Here is a 16,036-nt window from a genome sequence, read left to right on the forward strand (position 1 = left end):
TATATAAAAAAGGGCTTAGCGCCCTTTTTGAACATTCAAAGTTCGATAAAAACTCACATTGCGAAACTCTGGTGACTCATCTAGATCTGGCCAAGTTGTGGCACTACGCTCATCGAGCTTCATGTACTTCGGATGGCTAAAATTTTTAACACGACTATCCGCCACCCAAACTTCAGGTGCAAACTTTAAAAATTCATCTAAAAAGAAACGATTGCATTGATCATATAAAACATCGGCAGCCAATAAAACATCAACCAATTCTGATTGATATAAATCATCTAAATACTCTAGCTCTACGCTATTCAGCTCTGCATTGGCACGGCAAGCATCTAAACTAACTGCATCAATATCGCAACAAATCACGCGTTTTGCGCCCGCCATTTTGGCTGCAATCGCCACCACACCTGAACCTGCGCCAAAATCCAACACTACCTTATCTTTGACATGATGAGGCTCCGCCAGTAACCACTGCGCCATGGCTAGGCCTGAAGCCCAACAAAAGATCCAATATGGCGTTTCATTCCAAATACGGCGAATGATTTCATCATCCAGTTTATCGGTTGGAAATACGGGAGGGATGAGCCAAAGAGAAATAGATGTTTCAGGAAGCTGTTGCGCAAGCAATTCACAGTGTGGAATCACTTCATGCAGGGCTTGAAGTAAATGATCTGGGGCTCTGGGAAATTGGAAAGTACAGCTCATAAGTTATTGAGTATTTTTATGCTTTTACTGCAGGATCTTGCAGCTAAGATTTGGATTGAGGAATTAGCCTTCGGCTAGACCTACTTTTGTTTTGGCAAAAGTAGGCAAAACCATGGTCATTCGCTGAACTCGTTAAACACCACCATCTATTTAAAAAGTCGCAGAAACATTCAATAAACAATAAAGTCTTAACTCAAACAACAGCGAATGACGTTTTCGTGTATCTAATACTGGCTTCAAGGCAGCATTAGACCACTTAAAATAATTAAGCTAAAGCTTTTTCAGCAGCTTCAACTGTTTGACGAATCAACGTGGTAATGGTCATTGGACCTACGCCACCTGGAACTGGTGTGTACGCAGATGCCACATCTTCAATATCAACCAATTGAATATCACCCACACCACCGCCATCACGTGGATGGAAACCAGCATCAACAACCACTGCACCTTGTTTGATCCAATCTTTTTGAATCAATTCAGCCTTACCAACCGCACCTACAATAATATCGGCTTGTTTCACAAAATCAGCTAAGTTTTGAGTACGTGAGTGGCAGATCGTTACGGTTGCATTGGCTTGAAGTAACATCGCAGCCATTGGTTTACCTAAAATTGCAGAACGCCCTACAACAACGGCATGCTTTCCAGCAATTTCGATATTGTTTTCTTGCAAAATAGTCATAATGCCTGCAGGTGTCGCAGAACCATATGCTGCCTCACCCATAGCCATACGACCAAAACCAAGACACGTTACGCCATCCACATCTTTTGCAAGAGAAATTGCATCAAAACATGCACGCTCATCAATTTGTTCAGGCACTGGATGCTGAAGCAAAATACCGTGAACATCTGGATTTGCATTCAGTTTTTCAATTTCAGCCAACAATTGTTCAGTGGTGGTTTCTTTTGGCAGTTCAACTTTAAGTGAGTCCATACCAACACGGCGGCAGGCATTTCCTTTCATACGTACATAAGTTGCAGATGCACCATCGTCACCCACCAAAATTGTCGCAAGAATTGGGGTACGACCTGATTTTGCTTTGAGCGCTTCAACGCGAGTTAACAAGTCAGCTTCAATTTGTTTTGCCAATGCACGACCATCTAAAACTAATGCCACGGCACATCTCCAAGTGTTGATATGAATCAATTTTGCACATAATACATGATAATTTTAAATATTTTTCGCTATATGCTGTTTTTATGCGCATACGAATGAAAGCACTATTGTTTTTTTTTCAGAGCTTGCTAATATACGCATCAACAAGACGCGGCGGGGTGGCAGAGTGGTCATGCAGCGGACTGCAACTCCGTGGACGCCGGTTCGATTCCGACCTCCGCCTCCATCTTGTTAAAGCCCGAGTGGTGAAATCGGTAGACACAGGGGATTTAAAATCCCCCGCCCACAAAGCGTGCCAGTTCGAGTCTGGCCTCGGGCACCATTCTTATACTTCTAAGTATGGTGCATATAAAGAACCCAGCGTTAAGCTGGTTTTTTTATGCCTACAGAAAAGTCATAATACAATCCACAAAAAAGAGAGCACATTGACTCTCTTAAAAATAATATCTCATTCGTTTATCACGATAAGGGTGGTAATAAATAATGTTGCAGATCTTGTTCTAATTTTTCTTGAAAGTGAGCTGGCTCAATAATTTTAATGTATGGAATCCAATAGCGCACCAAAGGTAAAAGTTGCATTTCATGACAAATCTGACAATCAATTAACAAACCACCCGATGCATCTTCTAGTACGATTTGTTGCTCTGGCAATAACAAACGTTGCTTAAAATATAAGGCAACTTCAGGTCGCACCGATATTTTCACTGTTTGCTTATGCTTTGCAAACCAAATCCCCTCACTGAGCTCTAATTGGGTCAAAACCTCTAAATGGTGTTCGAAAAGCTCCGACTCATGTACAACCACTTGATCTATTTTACTTAAACGATAAGCTCGTAATTCATCAGCTACAGCTGCGGCCAAATACCAACTTCCCTGATGATGAATTAAGCGATACGGGTCAACATGGCGCAAACGATCATTATAAATAAAACTGATTTTTTGACGCTTATGAATCGCGCCCGCAAAAACCTGAAAATGTTCAGCAAATTGCTGTGCATTTTCATAATAATAACCTTTGGCAGAGAACACTTGATTGGCTCGCTCATCAAGCAGACCACGTAGAAAAGACATATCTAGAGATGGATAGAGCTCACTGATCCCAGAAAGCTGAGCAAAGTTTTGAATGTCTTGTAGCTTAAAGCGCCCAAGATAAACAGGATCTAAAAAGTACTTCTTGGTATATTCATCTTGAAGTAAAGGCAAATACGTATTAAGGCGATCAAAATCTCGCTCTATCGTTCGCGTACTCACCTGAAATTCGTGTGCTAGTTCAGCAACCCCCAATTGATATCCAGTATTTAATTTAGTCAAAATATTTGCTAAACGCTCCGCAAGGCGTTCATGTGTTGAAGCTTTACGCTTCATATTGCCCTCGCTGCACAATCAATGTTGTGTCTTTATTTATAGTTAAATGCCTAAGCATTATATTCAAGATAAATATTTGAATAATATTAAGTAAAAGACAAATGATCAGCTTTCAAGCTATGTCATGTTTTTATCAAAAAAAGTGATCAATGTTTGTTAGATTTCTTCTTCTTTACTGCAGTTTTCTGATGCGCTAAACGCTCTATATAACGCTCAAAATGAATCAAGGCTTTATATAGCTTATGTACCTCATCAGGTAAAACACTATTATAGATAACCGCCTTATGCAAGCGCTTAAGCGCACGGAAACCATGTGCATGTGTATATGATGTCGAGACAATTTTCATGACAACCCTCTTTTCTGTTTTATTTTTCATTTAAAACCACGTAAATTTGTCAGGTTTAAATTTAGTTGCAAATTTACACCGCAGTTTTGACAGGTTGTGTCGAACAGTTGTCATTTTTTAATCTTTGTGAAATTATTTTCTGTTTTCAGTACATTATTTTTATTGTTTGGAAAACTTTTAGACAAAAGAAAAGCCAACATGACGTCAGCTCTACTTCTTATACGATAGAAATATTACAGAATTTTTACCACAACTTTACCCACGTGCTCACCCGTGTCCATGCACGCATGCGCTGCTTGAATCTGATCGAACTCAAAAGTTCGATAAATCATTGGCAAGCACTCGCCTTTGGCCCATAGCGGTGCTACATGATCTTGTAAACCTTGTGCAATCTCAGCTTTCTCAGTCGTATTTCGTGCACGCATGGTCGAGCCTGTGATGGTTAAGCGCTTCATCATAATTTGCCCCAACTTAACCTCTTTGGCTTTTGCACCACCTAAAAAGGCAATATAAACCAAACGTCCATCGCGGCGGAGCAAGTTCAAATTCTTTTCTAAATACGGTGCACCCACCATATCTAAAATGACATCAACACCAGCATTTTCCGTTTTTTCATAGATCTCGTGTTCAAAGTCTTGTGTTTTATAATTGATGGCATCTGTCAAATTCGCAATGGCTTGTACTTTTTCATCGCTGCCTACGGTTGCAAAGGTTTTAATACCTAATGCTTTACATAGCATGAGTGCGGTGGTGCCAATACCACTGGTTCCACCATGTATTAACACCACTTCCCCTGCTTTGGCTTTACCCATTTGGAACACATTCGCCCAGACTGTGAAAAAAGTTTCGGGAATAGCCGCCGCTTCCACAAAGCTTACATTTTCTGGAATATGTAAAGTTTGACTTTGTGGAACCACGCAATACTCCGCATAACCACCACCATTGGTCAAACCACAAACTTTATCGCCCAATTTAAACTGCGTAACTTCTGCTCCAACTGCAACGACCTCACCTGCAACCTCAAGCCCTGGTACTTGTGTTACCCCAGGCGGCATTGGATATAAACCTTGACGCTGTAAAATATCTGGACGGTTAATACCAAACGCATGTACCTTAACCAAGACCTCATCTTCTTTTGCTTCAGGGATAGTCACTGTTTCATATGCCAGCTTATCCACACCACCTGGCTCTGTAATAATGACCTGTTGCATCGTTTCTTGTGACATGATTTATTCCTAACTCTTACGATATTTTTCAAGTTTCATAGACCTATTTGATCATAGAAATAAATTGAAATGAAGAACACCGTACTTATGTATAGTCTGAAGACTATTTTGCTGCGTGATAGCGCTGATCATTGATAAAAAAGCAAGCTGCGACTGCACTTAACATCCCTCTCAAACATTACTTAGAACGATTAGGGCCAGATGAAAAACACAGGTATTCAGTTGCGTGGCTGATCAGGCAAAGACACAAACTGCATTAGAAATTTACGAACCAAAGGCAAAAACACCATAATCAGAGGAAATGCAATCAACCAAGATAAGCTCCAGCTTTTGAGCCAAAGATGGAAGAAATTATGCACTAGGCCTTTATTTAGCAGTAAGTTAAAACCAGAAATAGAACCACTCATTAGACCTGAAAGCAATAAAGGCGTTAACCAATTTAAGTGTTTGATATGAATTTTTGGGAGCGTGTTGAACATAATCGACCTGAGTAAATAAAAATTAGCTTTGGCTTTGCGCTTTAACGGTTTGTTTTAAAGCTTTCATAAACTGCCCAAAATGTGGCATAAAATCTTTAAAGAGCGGAAGGTTTTTATGCTCTAGCATCACCTCACTAAAGAGCTTTAAACCAACAGCAAATGATTTCGCTGCTTCATCATCCAGCATTTGACTGTTTTGAATCGCATCTAACACTTTAAAAATATCGTCATGGTTATAAGTGTTGAAACTCAAAGTATCGGTATAGGTCGACGGGTTGCCTTGAGCATCTGCAATGTGTTTGAGTGTGACTTCATAAGTATGTTGTTTCATTCTGTTTTCCTAGACACGTGCAACATTCACTGCTGCTTGATCGATTTGTTCTGCAATAGCACGAATTTGTTCAGCGCTCAGCTCACTGTGTTGTATCTTGAGCTTTAAGGAAGCTTTGAGGTTTTCCATCGCACGTTTAATATCAAGATATTGTTCATTATTTTGAATTTTTTTACGCGTATCAAAACGAGATAAAATCTTTTCCACACTTGCTTGCTCAGCCTCAAGATGCTTCAAACCCAAGGTTGTTATCCGGTATTGCTTGCGTTCAGCGCCATCTAACGCGACCTGAACAAACTGTTGCTCTTCCAAATAATTCAAGGTTGGATAGATCGTTCCTGCACTTGGGCAATAACCCCCTCCCACAATTTCACCCACCTCTTTAATAAGGTCATAGCCATATTTAGGCGCGAATGAAATGAGATGTAAGGCTAAAATTTTCATCTGACCCGCTTCAAATAGGCGCTGTTTACGTAACACTGGCACTATTTCCAAATCAGTAAAGGGTTCAACTTTTTGTGCTTTAGACATACACAAGATACAACTTTAAATTATTAAGATATATCTTAGTTATTTTTTTAATGATTGCAACCTCAAGTCCTGAAATAGAACATCAAAATTTAAAATCAAATGGATAAACGTGAAGGATTAATTGATATTTTTAGATAAGATTGCTGAACAGTTGCAATACCGTTAAAATTTAACCTATGTTTGCATGCTCACATCCTCAAGTGAACTTTGACAAAACTCCTAAAATTCAGAATTAAATTAAAATGACAGATCAACTTAGAAAAAAATTTGAAAACCTACAACTCAATGCTGGGCAAGGCAAGATCAGTGCATTTCTTTCTGTTTCCTTAGGCTTTTTGGGTATTTTTGCTGCTTTATGTTTTTTATTTCCCACTGTGCTTACCACACCAGAGCTACGCCCGCTATATAGCAAACACTATGATGTTTTCTACTATACCTTACTGTTTGGCATTGTAATCAGTGCTGGCTTTGGTACCTATAGTGCGATCATTAAACAGAATAAATATGGTTTTTATGGTTTGTGTATCACCATTTTAGCAGCTATTTTAGGCTGTGGACTGATCAAAGCACCGACATTGCCTGCCCTACCCTTTTATGCAGGTTTTGATTATTTCGTTATTACCTTAATCATCCTTGCTTTAGTTTTCATACCACTTGAAGGATTCTTTGCAAAGAACACTGAACAGAAAATTCTGCGCGTTGGCTGGGTCACAGACATGAAATATTTCATGTTTAGCCATATTGGCATTCAGCTTTTTTCGTTTTTAACGGTCATGCCTATTCAGTATTGGATCACGCACATTCCCAACAACCCGATTGTGCCTTATGTACAGGCGCAGCCAATTTGGTTTCAGTTTATTGAGTTATTAATTGTGGTGGACTTCACCACCTATTGGTTACACCGTGCGATGCATGAAGTGAACTTTTTATGGCGCTTTCATGCCATTCACCATTCAACCGAACAAATGGACTGGCTAGCCTCTTCACGCTTACACATCGTTGAAGTGTTAATGACCCGTTTTATCGCAACCTTACCAATTTTCTTGTTAGGCTTTCATACGTCTGCAGTGTTTGCTTATTTGGTCTTTATTTCTTTCCATGCCATTTTTATTCACTCCAATGTACGTTTCCGCTTTCCCTATCTGCGCTGGCTAATCGCAACACCTGAATTTCATCACTGGCATCATTCTTCTGAGAAGCCAGCGATTGATAAAAATTATGCAGCCTTTATTCCACTTTATGACGTGATTTTTAAATCGATTTATATGCCTAATCATTTGGCCAGTGTATATGGCACAGTCGGCTATAAAATTCCAAACAGTTTTGTGAAGCAGTTTACTTGGCCATTTAAACGTTATGTGAATAAACTGAAAAAGCGCTTAAACAAAGATAATGAGACTTCCTAACCAAACCAATCAATTAACAATCTCAATAATTGAAGCTTGTCTAATCCCTCACCAAAATAGAAAACCTGTATCTCCGCAGGTTTTCTTTCATTTTCCAAGCCTTGTAAATCGAACTTAAATTACGCTCGCCCTTTAAACTCTTTGACCATACGATCACTCACGTCTTCTGGATAACAAAGTGGCGCAGCACCACCGACTCGATTGTAAGCACTCCGTTTACCACACCGACTTCCATTTCTTGCAGTATTGTAAGGACAAGGACAATTCCCAGAATACGCTTGTATCGATTGTTGAATAATTTTCTGCTTAATCGCTTCATCACTTTGCGTGGCCTGTTTGGCATCAACACCAAAAGTTAAAGTTAAACCAATAAATAATAATATTTTTTTCATAATGCCCCTCTATAAAAGAGGCATTCTATAGCACTGAATTTTTATTGAAATATCACATTATTTATTTGAATAATATTTAAACACCTAACATAGAATTAAAAAAACCCACCTTAGGGTGGGTTCCTTCAAATCAGCTCAATCTCTTATAGACGAACCAATTCCACAATTTTATCAGCTAGCTCTTCAACCGCATCTTGAGTGAATGCGACATCTGTACCGCCGACAAGATCAGTCACAACAACCACACCTGTTTCACGTACTAGCGCCACCTGATCTGCCGTTAAACCAGTTTTCGCTATCGCAACCACACCTTGTTGAATTAACAAGTTTTCAAGTACTTGTGCATTTTCAAGTGCTTTCACAGATACAGTTACCGCAGCAGGTTTTTGACCTAAACGTGCAGCACGGTCTTCTGCTGTGACAGGGTTGCTGTGTGCAGACCATTCCACAGACTCTTCCACCATCCCTGCACCAATCGTCACGTTATTTAAACGATCGATAAAGATAAACGAACCTGTATAACGACTGTCTTGGTAACGATCAAATACGACAGGCGCATCAAACTCAACGGTGACATTAGCAATGGCGTTCAGCTCAAGGCTATCGACTTGTACCTTTTCCAATGTATTGACATTGGTACGGTAGTTAATTGCAGTGACTTTTGCAGGAACAGTTTGCGTACCTACTTTTAAGTTATACAACTTACCAATCACCAGCGGTTGATCTGCCATCCAGACCACAGTGGCATTGACCGAACGTGAAATTTCTGGCGCAGCTTGATCCGCACGTACAAGCACGTTACCACGCGAAATATCAATTTCGTCATTCAGAGTCAAGGTTACCGCTTGACCTGCAACAGCACGCTCTAAATTACCATCATAAGTGACAATTTCTTTGATGGTCGATGACTTACCTGATGGTAAAGCCACGATTTTGTCACCTACCGATACATCACCCAACGCAACCGTGCCACAGAAACCACGGAAGTCGAGGTTTGGACGGTTTACATATTGCACAGGGAAACGGAAATCGTTAGTCACCGAACTGCGGTTAATTTCCACAGACTCAAGCGTACCCATCAAAGTTTCGCCTGTGTACCATGGCGTATTTGGTGATTTATTGACAACGTTATCACCATTCAATGCTGAAATAGGCGTAAAGATAATGTTGTTTGGCTTACGGTCACCCAATTGCGCCACAAAACCTGCATACTCCGTCTGAATTTCATTAAAGCGCGCTTCAGAAAATTCAACTAAGTCCATTTTGTTAATCGCAACAATAATGTTCTTAATGCCAAGTAAGCTTGCAATATAAGTATGACGACGTGTCTGAGTTTGTACACCATAACGTGCATCAATCAAAATAATCGCAAGATCACAAGTCGACGCACCAGTGGCCATGTTCCGCGTGTATTGCTCATGTCCCGGTGTATCGGCAATGATGAACTTACGCTTTTCAGTTGAGAAATAACGATAAGCAACATCAATGGTAATACCCTGCTCACGTTCAGCTTGTAGACCATCGACAAGGAGTGCCAAGTCAGGTGCATCGCCTGTTGTACCAACTTTTTTAGAGTCACGAGTCACCGCTTGCAATTGATCTTCATAAATCAATTTTGAATCGTAAAGCAAACGACCAATTAAAGTTGACTTACCATCATCGACATTACCGCAAGTCAAAAAACGCAATAGGTCTTTATTTTCATGTTGTTTTAGATAGCCCAAGATATCTTGGCTAATCAGTTCTGATTGATGAGACATTGCTCAAAACTCCACATATTCTTTAGAAATCGGTTTTTAATCTCTGTAACCCCTCTAAATCTCTCTTTGTTAAGGGAGACTTTCCCCTTTACAAAAGAAGGGCTTTTCCCCTCTCTGAGAAAAAGAGAGGTCGGGAGAGATTTATAAACAGTTAGAAATAACCTTCTTGCTTTTTCTTCTCCATTGAGCCCGCTTCATCATGATCAATCATACGACCTTGACGTTCAGAGCTGGTTGCAAGCAACATTTCTTGGATAATTTCAGGCAAGGTATTTGCCGTTGACTCAACTGCACCCGTAAGTGGGTAACAACCAAGTGTACGGAAGCGTACCGATTTCATTTGTGGAACTTCACCTTCTTTTAAAGGCATACGTTCATCATCAACCATAATCAGGGTGCCACTACGCTCAACCACAGGACGTTCTGCAGCTAAATAAAGTGGAACCAATGGAATGCTTTCCAAGTAGATATATTGCCAAATATCAAGCTCAGTCCAGTTTGATAGTGGGAATACACGAATACTTTCACCTTTGTTCACTTTACCGTTGTAAAGATTCCAAAGCTCAGGACGTTGGTTTTTCGGGTCCCAACGGTGTTTCGAGTCACGGAATGAATAGACACGTTCTTTCGCACGTGATTTTTCTTCATCACGACGTGCACCACCAAATGCCGCATCAAAACCGTATTTATCAAGTGCTTGCTTTAAGCCTTGAGTTTTCATGATGTCGGTATATTTTGAGCTACCATGGTCAAATGGGTTAATGCCCGCATCTTTCCCTTCTTTGTTTTGATGTACGATCAAATCAAAGCCATGGGTTTTTGCCATGTTGTCGCGGAAAGCAATCATGTCTTTAAATTTCCAGCCCGTATCTACATGTAGAAGCGGAAATGGAAGTTTGGCAGGATAGAACGCTTTGAGCGCCAGATGCAGCATCACTGCTGAATCCTTACCAATAGAATAAAGCATCACTGGGTTTTCAAACTCAGCAGCTACTTCGCGGATAATATGAATACTCTCAGCTTCAAGCTGTTTAAGATGAGTAAGTCTTTCCTCATTTAATGACATTGACAGCACCAACTCACAAAAATCGTGTACTTATTACACTTTTAAAAATATATATTCATTATAAAGATTTAGTTATACACACTATTGCTTGTTTTATTATATTTATATGCAAAAACCTCATATAAAACAAAATTGATAAGATCTATAAGTTTTATTCAACAATCATAAATCCCTAAATAAACTCAAATATTACATCAACTTCATTCAAAGTATTCAGCCTGTTCACCCTTCCATGCTTCGAGTTTTCATCTATGTTTCTGCTTGGCAATACATTTACAAATCCCTAAAGTCGGTTTCATTTAGATTCTATGTATGTGACTTACCAAACTCTCAACCTAGAAGACTAAAAAACAAACTCTATGCAGGCCATCTTGTTTGTTTTATATATAAACATGATATCCAAAAGTTTGGATTCCAATTATTTCGAGATTAATTCGTAAAACATAAAAAGCCCGCAATAAATGCGGGCTTTTTATGTTCATATCAAACTTAGTTTTTATGACGCATGTGTGGGAACAGAATCACATCACGAATACTTGCTGCATTAGCGAATAACATGACTAAACGATCAATGCCAATACCCTCACCCGCTGTCGGCGGCAAGCCGTACTCAAGTGCTTCAACAAAGTCTGCATCGTAGTGCATTGCTTCATCATCACCTGCATCTTTTTCTGAAACCTGAGCTTGGAAACGTTCAGCTTGGTCAATCGGGTCATTCAACTCTGAGAAACCATTCGCAAGTTCACGGCCACCAATAAAGAACTCAAAACGGTCCGTAATGTGTGGGTTATGATCATTACGACGTGCCAATGGCGAAGTTTCAGCTGGATATTCTGTAATGAAAGTCGGTTGACGTAGCTGAGTTTCAACAGTTTCTTCAAATACGATGGTTTGAAGTTTGCCCAAACCAAAACCTGGTTTCACCTGTTCTTTCAGTTCTTCTTGTACAAATTTTGCCAAGAATTCACGGTCATTGACATTTTCAGGCGTGAACTGTGGATTGTGCGCAAGAATGGCATCAAACATCGAGATTTTCTTGAATGGCCCTTTGAAGCTATACACCTCTTCACCATAAGGCACATCAGTTGAACCCAAGATGTCCAGCGCTAAGCGTTCAAGCATGTTTTCGGTAAGTTCCATCAAGTCTTTATAGTCTGCATAAGCTTGATAGAATTCAATCATAGTGAATTCTGGGTTGTGACGCGTCGAAACACCTTCGTTACGGAAGTTACGGTTAATTTCAAACACACGCTCAAAACCACCGACCACCAAACGTTTTAAGTAAAGCTCAGGCGCGATACGTAAGAAAAGTGGCATATCCAAAGCATTATGATGCGTTTCAAATGGACGCGCTGACGCTCCACCTGGAATCACATGCATCATAGGTGTTTCTACTTCCATGAAGCGCTGTTCAGTTAAGAACGCACGAATGCCTGAAACCACTTTGGCACGGATTTCAAAAGTCTTACGTGTTTCTTCGTTCACAATCAGGTCAAGATAACGCTTACGATATTTAACTTCAGTGTCATTTAGACCATGGAATTTATCTGGAAGTGGACGAAGCGACTTGGTTAAAAGCTCAAAATGTTCGATATGCACATAAAGGTCACCCTTACCTGAACGACCAATATAACCTTTCACCGCGATAATATCGCCAAGATCTAAACTCTTAATAGTTTCTAAGGTTTCTGGTGCTAATTCTTTACGCGCCACATATAACTGGATACGACCCGTCATATCTTGGATCACGATGAATGAACCGCGGTTCAACATCACACGCCCCGCTACAGACACATAAACACGCTCTGCTGCTTCAATTTCTTCTTTGCTTTTGTCTGCAAATTGATCTTGTAAGTCTTGCGCATAATGTTCACGTTTAAACGTGTTTGGCCATGGGCTAGTGCCCGTTTGTTTGGCTTGATCTTCAATCTGCTTTAACTTGGCATGACGCTGTGCAATTAAATCGTTTTCGGAAATGGCTTGTTCAGAAGTCGATTGAGCGTTTTGTTGCGTCATCTCTGCCTCGTATATGTATTAAAAAACGGAAGTTGCATAGCATAGCAGAATTCCAGACGAATGAGCATCATCAAAAACCACGCGGTATATAAAAAAGTATACATCCTGTTTATTTCAGAGCTTAGACGCCCACCCTATAAAAGGTCTGTCTATTTCTTAGACCAAAAGCTAACTTCATTTCACGATCAATCCCTCTACAATGGACATTATAAATCGTGGAAAAGTAAACTTTTCTCCACTCATAAAATAATTTAGTTTTTTAATTGAATGATAAATCATGAGCAGATGCGAATCTAAAATTTTGTTTTTGCATGGATTAGACTCCTCACGTGAGTCCACTAAGTTCCATGCCATTGATGCAAAGCAGAAATTTTGTATCGATATCGATTATCGCTATCTCAATTTTTCTACCGTAGCCAGCTTCTACGACGATATTATTGAAAAAATAAAACCTGAGATTATTGTTGGACATTGTATTGGTGCATATTGGGCATTAAAAATGTCGCTGCTACATCAAATTCCATGTGTGATTGCCAACCCACGCTTAGCCCCTGACTTTCGTGATGATTACCCGAGTATTAATGAGACTGACTTAGACCACAATGTACCGCAAGTGGCCTACTTGGAGCTGGGAGATGAATTAATTGATATGTATGCAGCACAGGAAATTTTAGAAAATTATATGTTGATTCAAGCGGTTGAAGGTGGACATCACCGACTACTTAAACCTGAAAATATTAATCAACTGATTGAACATCTAGAACAACAATATTTATATAAATAAAAAAAGCCTTGGATATGCCAAGGCTTTTTAATGTGCTTATGCAGCAACAGATTCTGGTTTCGATTTGTCATCTAACACTGACCAAATCTGTAAACCTAAGTCAGCATGCAAATCAGGCAAATCAAGAAAAATACTAGCACCGAGCACTTCATGATTACATTTTGCCACCAGCTGATTAACGGCTTTTAATGTCCCACCTGTCGCTAAAACATCATCCACAATAATCACTTTTTGCGACGGGGTATTGGCTGCCATTTCTAAGCGGTCTAATCCATATTCCAAACTATAACCCACACCCACCACTGGTGGTGGCAGCTTGCCTGCTTTACGCACCAACAATAAACCTTTACCTAAGCGTTGTGCCAATAAGCTCGCAAGGACAAAACCACGCGCTTCTACAGCAACAAAACTGTCTACTTCCGCCAACTGCTCAGCAGGAATACTTGCAATTAACGCGTCGGTTAAAGGCTCAATATTGCTCATAAACAATGGTGTTAAATCGAAGAAGCAAATCCCAGGTTTTGGAAAATCTTGGACCGTACGAATGTGCGACCACAACGTTGTAGACAAGTTGTTCATAGGAGATCAATAAAATTTGAAAAGGAATAGATGAATTTTACAGCTTTATCTGTTAAAAAAACAGTCAAGCACTGGCTATGCAGCCGACTGAACAACCCAAGTATTTGTGTAAGCTATTGTTTTTAATTAAATCATTTTTTTAATAAATATTAGGTATAGATTCACCCAATGTTAAAATAGCAATTTAATTCTACATTTGCATCACGACCATAGTCTATATTTTTAAGGATTTTAAAAGACTAGCCGATTGAAAAAACACATCTTTTTGACATGCAATCATCTATATCTTGCACACTTTTGCAAAATACGATCTGGTTTTAAATGATACGTTTTGTCCTGATCATCGCTTTTAGCCGATAGATTCAATCATTAAACTCCGATATTTACTTTACATTCGTATTAGAACTGCGTAAAAATTTAGATTAGCGAAGTATGCTAACCACTCAAATGAATAGCAGCTTGCGTAATGGATTATTTTGCTGAACCCTTTCTTGTTCAGCGTTTTGGAGAGTCAAATGAAGAAGTATCAATGCATCGTTTGTGGATGGATTTATGACGAAGCAGAAGGTTGGCCACAAGATGGCATCGTGGCGGGAACAAAATGGGACGATATCCCTGACGATTGGACTTGCCCAGATTGCGGCGTGTCAAAAATCGATTTTGAAATGGTTGAAATCTAATTCATAGTGTTAAAGACCATGCAGCATGGTCTTTTTTTACGTCTTTAAAATAATCTCTGGAGAACCTTATGCATCCCATCGTCATCATTGGCTCAGGTATGGCAGGCTATGCTGTAGCACGTGAATTTCGCAAGCTGAACCCTGAACAAGAGCTGCTTATGCTATGTGCAGATGATGCGACTAACTACGCAAAACCAACTTTGTCCAATGCCTTTGTTGCTAACAAAGCACCTGAACAAATTGCTTTGGGTGATGCAGAGAAAATGGCAACGCAACTGAAAATGCAAATTGCCACGCATACTTGGGTGAAAGAGATTCATGCTGAACAACAGCAGTTAACTCTTGTTAAAGATGGTGCTGAATCTACACAGCCCTACTCTCAATTAGTTTTAGCGGTAGGTGCAAACCCAATTCGCTTAGCCATTGCGGGCGATGGAAGCAATGACATTCAAGTTGTAAACAATCTAGACGACTATAAAGCCTTCCGTGCAGAACTTGAAAAACGTGCAGACAAGCGTGTAGTCATTTTAGGTGCAGGTCTCATCGGCTGCGAATTTGCCAATGATTTACAACATACAGGCCATCAAGCTACCGTCATCGACTTGGCAAACCAGCCTTTGGGCCGTTTATTGCCAGCGCATGTTTCAAATGCTTTTAAAGAAAACCTTGAAGCAACGGGTATTCATTTTGTCCTTGGCACCACAGTTGAAAAAGTGTCTAAAATTGAAAATGGTGACTACGTTGTGACCTTGGCCAATGGTCAATCTTTAGTTGCAGATGTAGTCTTATCTGCAATTGGCTTACAACCGAGCATTTCTCTGGCAAAAGAAGCAGATATTCAAACCAGCCGTGGGATTTTGACCAATGCACAACTCGAGACCAATCAGCCGCATATCTACGCTGTAGGAGATTGTGCTGAAGTGAACGGACTCTTGCTGCCTTATGTCATGCCGATCATGCAGCAAGCACGCGCTTTAGCCAAAACCTTAAATGGCGAGATCACTGCGGTGCATTACCCTGCTATGCCTGTAGCAGTAAAAACTCCTGCTGCGCCGCTCACTGTTTTGCCTGCGCCAATCGATGCAGAGGTGAACTGGGAAACTGACGAATTAGACGATGGCATGATTGCCAAAGCCCTAGACAGTCAAGGTACACTTCGCGGCTTCGTACTGCTCGGTGCAACCGCAGCGAAACAACGTTTAGCATTAACAAAACTGGTTCCAGACTTGATTCCAGCACAGGTTTAGAGTTTAAATAA

General features: G+C 40.1%; 17 protein-coding genes and 2 tRNA genes. 6 read left to right on the top strand and 13 right to left on the bottom strand.

What is annotated here, in order from left to right; genetic code table 11:
• Window positions 1-15 precede the first annotated feature (15 nt).
• Together RR876_RS02090 and folD are read right to left on the bottom strand one after the other, a co-directional pair.
• Entirely contained in the window at window positions 16-702 is a 687-nt protein-coding gene (locus RR876_RS02090) for a 50S ribosomal protein L11 methyltransferase (protein WP_332477481.1), read from the bottom strand.
• Window positions 703-967: 265 nt separating this feature from the next.
• Window positions 968-1,816 (bottom strand): bifunctional methylenetetrahydrofolate dehydrogenase/methenyltetrahydrofolate cyclohydrolase FolD, encoded by an 849-nt coding sequence (gene folD, locus RR876_RS02095; protein WP_332477480.1) that lies wholly within the window; start codon window positions 1,814-1,816, stop codon window positions 968-970.
• A gap of 152 nt (window positions 1,817-1,968) precedes the next feature.
• On the opposite strand from folD, the gene RR876_RS02100 reads away from it, so the two are divergent.
• Together RR876_RS02100 and RR876_RS02105 are read left to right on the top strand one after the other, a co-directional pair.
• Window positions 1,969-2,042: transfer RNA gene (locus RR876_RS02100), tRNA-Cys, on the top strand.
• A 10-nt stretch (window positions 2,043-2,052) separates the two neighbouring features.
• Window positions 2,053-2,138, top strand: a tRNA-Leu gene (locus RR876_RS02105).
• Between the two features lie 137 nt (window positions 2,139-2,275).
• On the opposite strand, the gene RR876_RS02110 is transcribed toward RR876_RS02105, so the two are convergent.
• The 6 genes from RR876_RS02110 to RR876_RS02135 all read right to left on the bottom strand — a co-directional run bounded on the left by RR876_RS02110 (window position 2,276) and on the right by RR876_RS02135 (window position 6,095).
• Complete coding sequence (locus RR876_RS02110; protein WP_183176273.1) at window positions 2,276-3,181, bottom strand: WYL domain-containing protein; 906 nt, start codon at window positions 3,179-3,181, stop codon at window positions 2,276-2,278.
• Between the two features lie 146 nt (window positions 3,182-3,327).
• Window positions 3,328-3,528, bottom strand: a complete 201-nt coding sequence (locus RR876_RS02115; RefSeq protein ID WP_332477553.1) for a hypothetical protein — start codon at window positions 3,526-3,528, stop codon at window positions 3,328-3,330.
• 233 nt (window positions 3,529-3,761) lie between these two features.
• The gene (locus RR876_RS02120) at window positions 3,762-4,754 is read right to left on the bottom strand and encodes an NAD(P)H-quinone oxidoreductase (RefSeq protein WP_332477479.1); all 993 of its coding nucleotides are present in this window, start codon (window positions 4,752-4,754) and stop codon (window positions 3,762-3,764) included.
• A 218-nt stretch (window positions 4,755-4,972) separates the two neighbouring features.
• Window positions 4,973-5,233 carry a DUF2798 domain-containing protein gene (locus RR876_RS02125; protein ID WP_332477478.1) on the bottom strand — a complete coding sequence of 87 codons (261 nt, stop codon included), beginning with the start codon at window positions 5,231-5,233 and terminating at the stop codon, window positions 4,973-4,975.
• Between the two features lie 22 nt (window positions 5,234-5,255).
• Window positions 5,256-5,564: a DUF3861 domain-containing protein gene (locus RR876_RS02130; protein ID WP_332477477.1), complete on the bottom strand. Its 309-nt coding sequence runs from the start codon at window positions 5,562-5,564 to the stop codon at window positions 5,256-5,258.
• 9 nt (window positions 5,565-5,573) lie between these two features.
• Window positions 5,574-6,095: a PadR family transcriptional regulator gene (locus tag RR876_RS02135; protein ID WP_332477476.1), complete on the bottom strand. Its 522-nt coding sequence runs from the start codon at window positions 6,093-6,095 to the stop codon at window positions 5,574-5,576.
• A gap of 242 nt (window positions 6,096-6,337) precedes the next feature.
• Here RR876_RS02135 and RR876_RS02140 point away from each other — a divergent pair, with 242 nt between their 5' ends.
• Window positions 6,338-7,501, top strand: a complete 1,164-nt coding sequence (locus RR876_RS02140) for a sterol desaturase family protein (protein ID WP_332477475.1) — start codon at window positions 6,338-6,340, stop codon at window positions 7,499-7,501.
• Between the two features lie 119 nt (window positions 7,502-7,620).
• Here the strand turns inward: RR876_RS02140 and RR876_RS02145 are convergent, their stop codons facing one another.
• From RR876_RS02145 to lysS, 4 genes are all read right to left on the bottom strand, one after another.
• Window positions 7,621-7,893 (bottom strand): hypothetical protein, encoded by a 273-nt coding sequence (locus RR876_RS02145; RefSeq protein WP_332477474.1) that lies wholly within the window; start codon window positions 7,891-7,893, stop codon window positions 7,621-7,623.
• Between the two features lie 143 nt (window positions 7,894-8,036).
• Window positions 8,037-9,653, bottom strand: a complete 1,617-nt coding sequence (gene cysN, locus RR876_RS02150; RefSeq protein ID WP_332477473.1) for a sulfate adenylyltransferase subunit CysN — start codon at window positions 9,651-9,653, stop codon at window positions 8,037-8,039.
• 151 nt (window positions 9,654-9,804) lie between these two features.
• On the bottom strand, window positions 9,805-10,719 hold the full coding sequence (gene cysD, locus RR876_RS02155) for a sulfate adenylyltransferase subunit CysD (protein ID WP_004694369.1): 915 nt from the start codon (window positions 10,717-10,719) through the stop codon (window positions 9,805-9,807).
• A 489-nt stretch (window positions 10,720-11,208) separates the two neighbouring features.
• Window positions 11,209-12,735 (bottom strand): lysine--tRNA ligase, encoded by a 1,527-nt coding sequence (gene lysS / locus RR876_RS02160; RefSeq protein ID WP_332477472.1) that lies wholly within the window; start codon window positions 12,733-12,735, stop codon window positions 11,209-11,211.
• Window positions 12,736-13,012: 277 nt separating this feature from the next.
• Between lysS and RR876_RS02165 the strand changes: the two genes are divergently transcribed.
• On the top strand, window positions 13,013-13,519 hold the full coding sequence (locus tag RR876_RS02165; protein WP_004981014.1) for a YqiA/YcfP family alpha/beta fold hydrolase: 507 nt from the start codon (window positions 13,013-13,015) through the stop codon (window positions 13,517-13,519).
• 36 nt (window positions 13,520-13,555) lie between these two features.
• Here the strand turns inward: RR876_RS02165 and RR876_RS02170 are convergent, their stop codons facing one another.
• Window positions 13,556-14,098 carry an adenine phosphoribosyltransferase gene (locus RR876_RS02170; RefSeq protein ID WP_332477471.1) on the bottom strand — a complete coding sequence of 181 codons (543 nt, stop codon included), beginning with the start codon at window positions 14,096-14,098 and terminating at the stop codon, window positions 13,556-13,558.
• Between the two features lie 515 nt (window positions 14,099-14,613).
• On the opposite strand from RR876_RS02170, the gene rubA reads away from it, so the two are divergent.
• Together rubA and RR876_RS02180 are read left to right on the top strand one after the other, a co-directional pair.
• The gene (rubA, locus tag RR876_RS02175) at window positions 14,614-14,778 is read left to right on the top strand and encodes a rubredoxin RubA (protein ID WP_004694381.1); all 165 of its coding nucleotides are present in this window, start codon (window positions 14,614-14,616) and stop codon (window positions 14,776-14,778) included.
• Window positions 14,779-14,846: 68 nt separating this feature from the next.
• A complete protein-coding gene (locus RR876_RS02180) occupies window positions 14,847-16,025 on the top strand; it encodes an FAD-dependent oxidoreductase (protein ID WP_332477470.1) in 1,179 nt (392 codons plus the stop codon).
• The last annotated feature ends 11 nt before the right edge of the window (window positions 16,026-16,036 follow it).

The organism is Acinetobacter sp. (assembly GCF_036666595.1).
In the GTDB taxonomy this organism is placed as follows: Bacteria; Pseudomonadota; Gammaproteobacteria; order Pseudomonadales; family Moraxellaceae; genus Acinetobacter.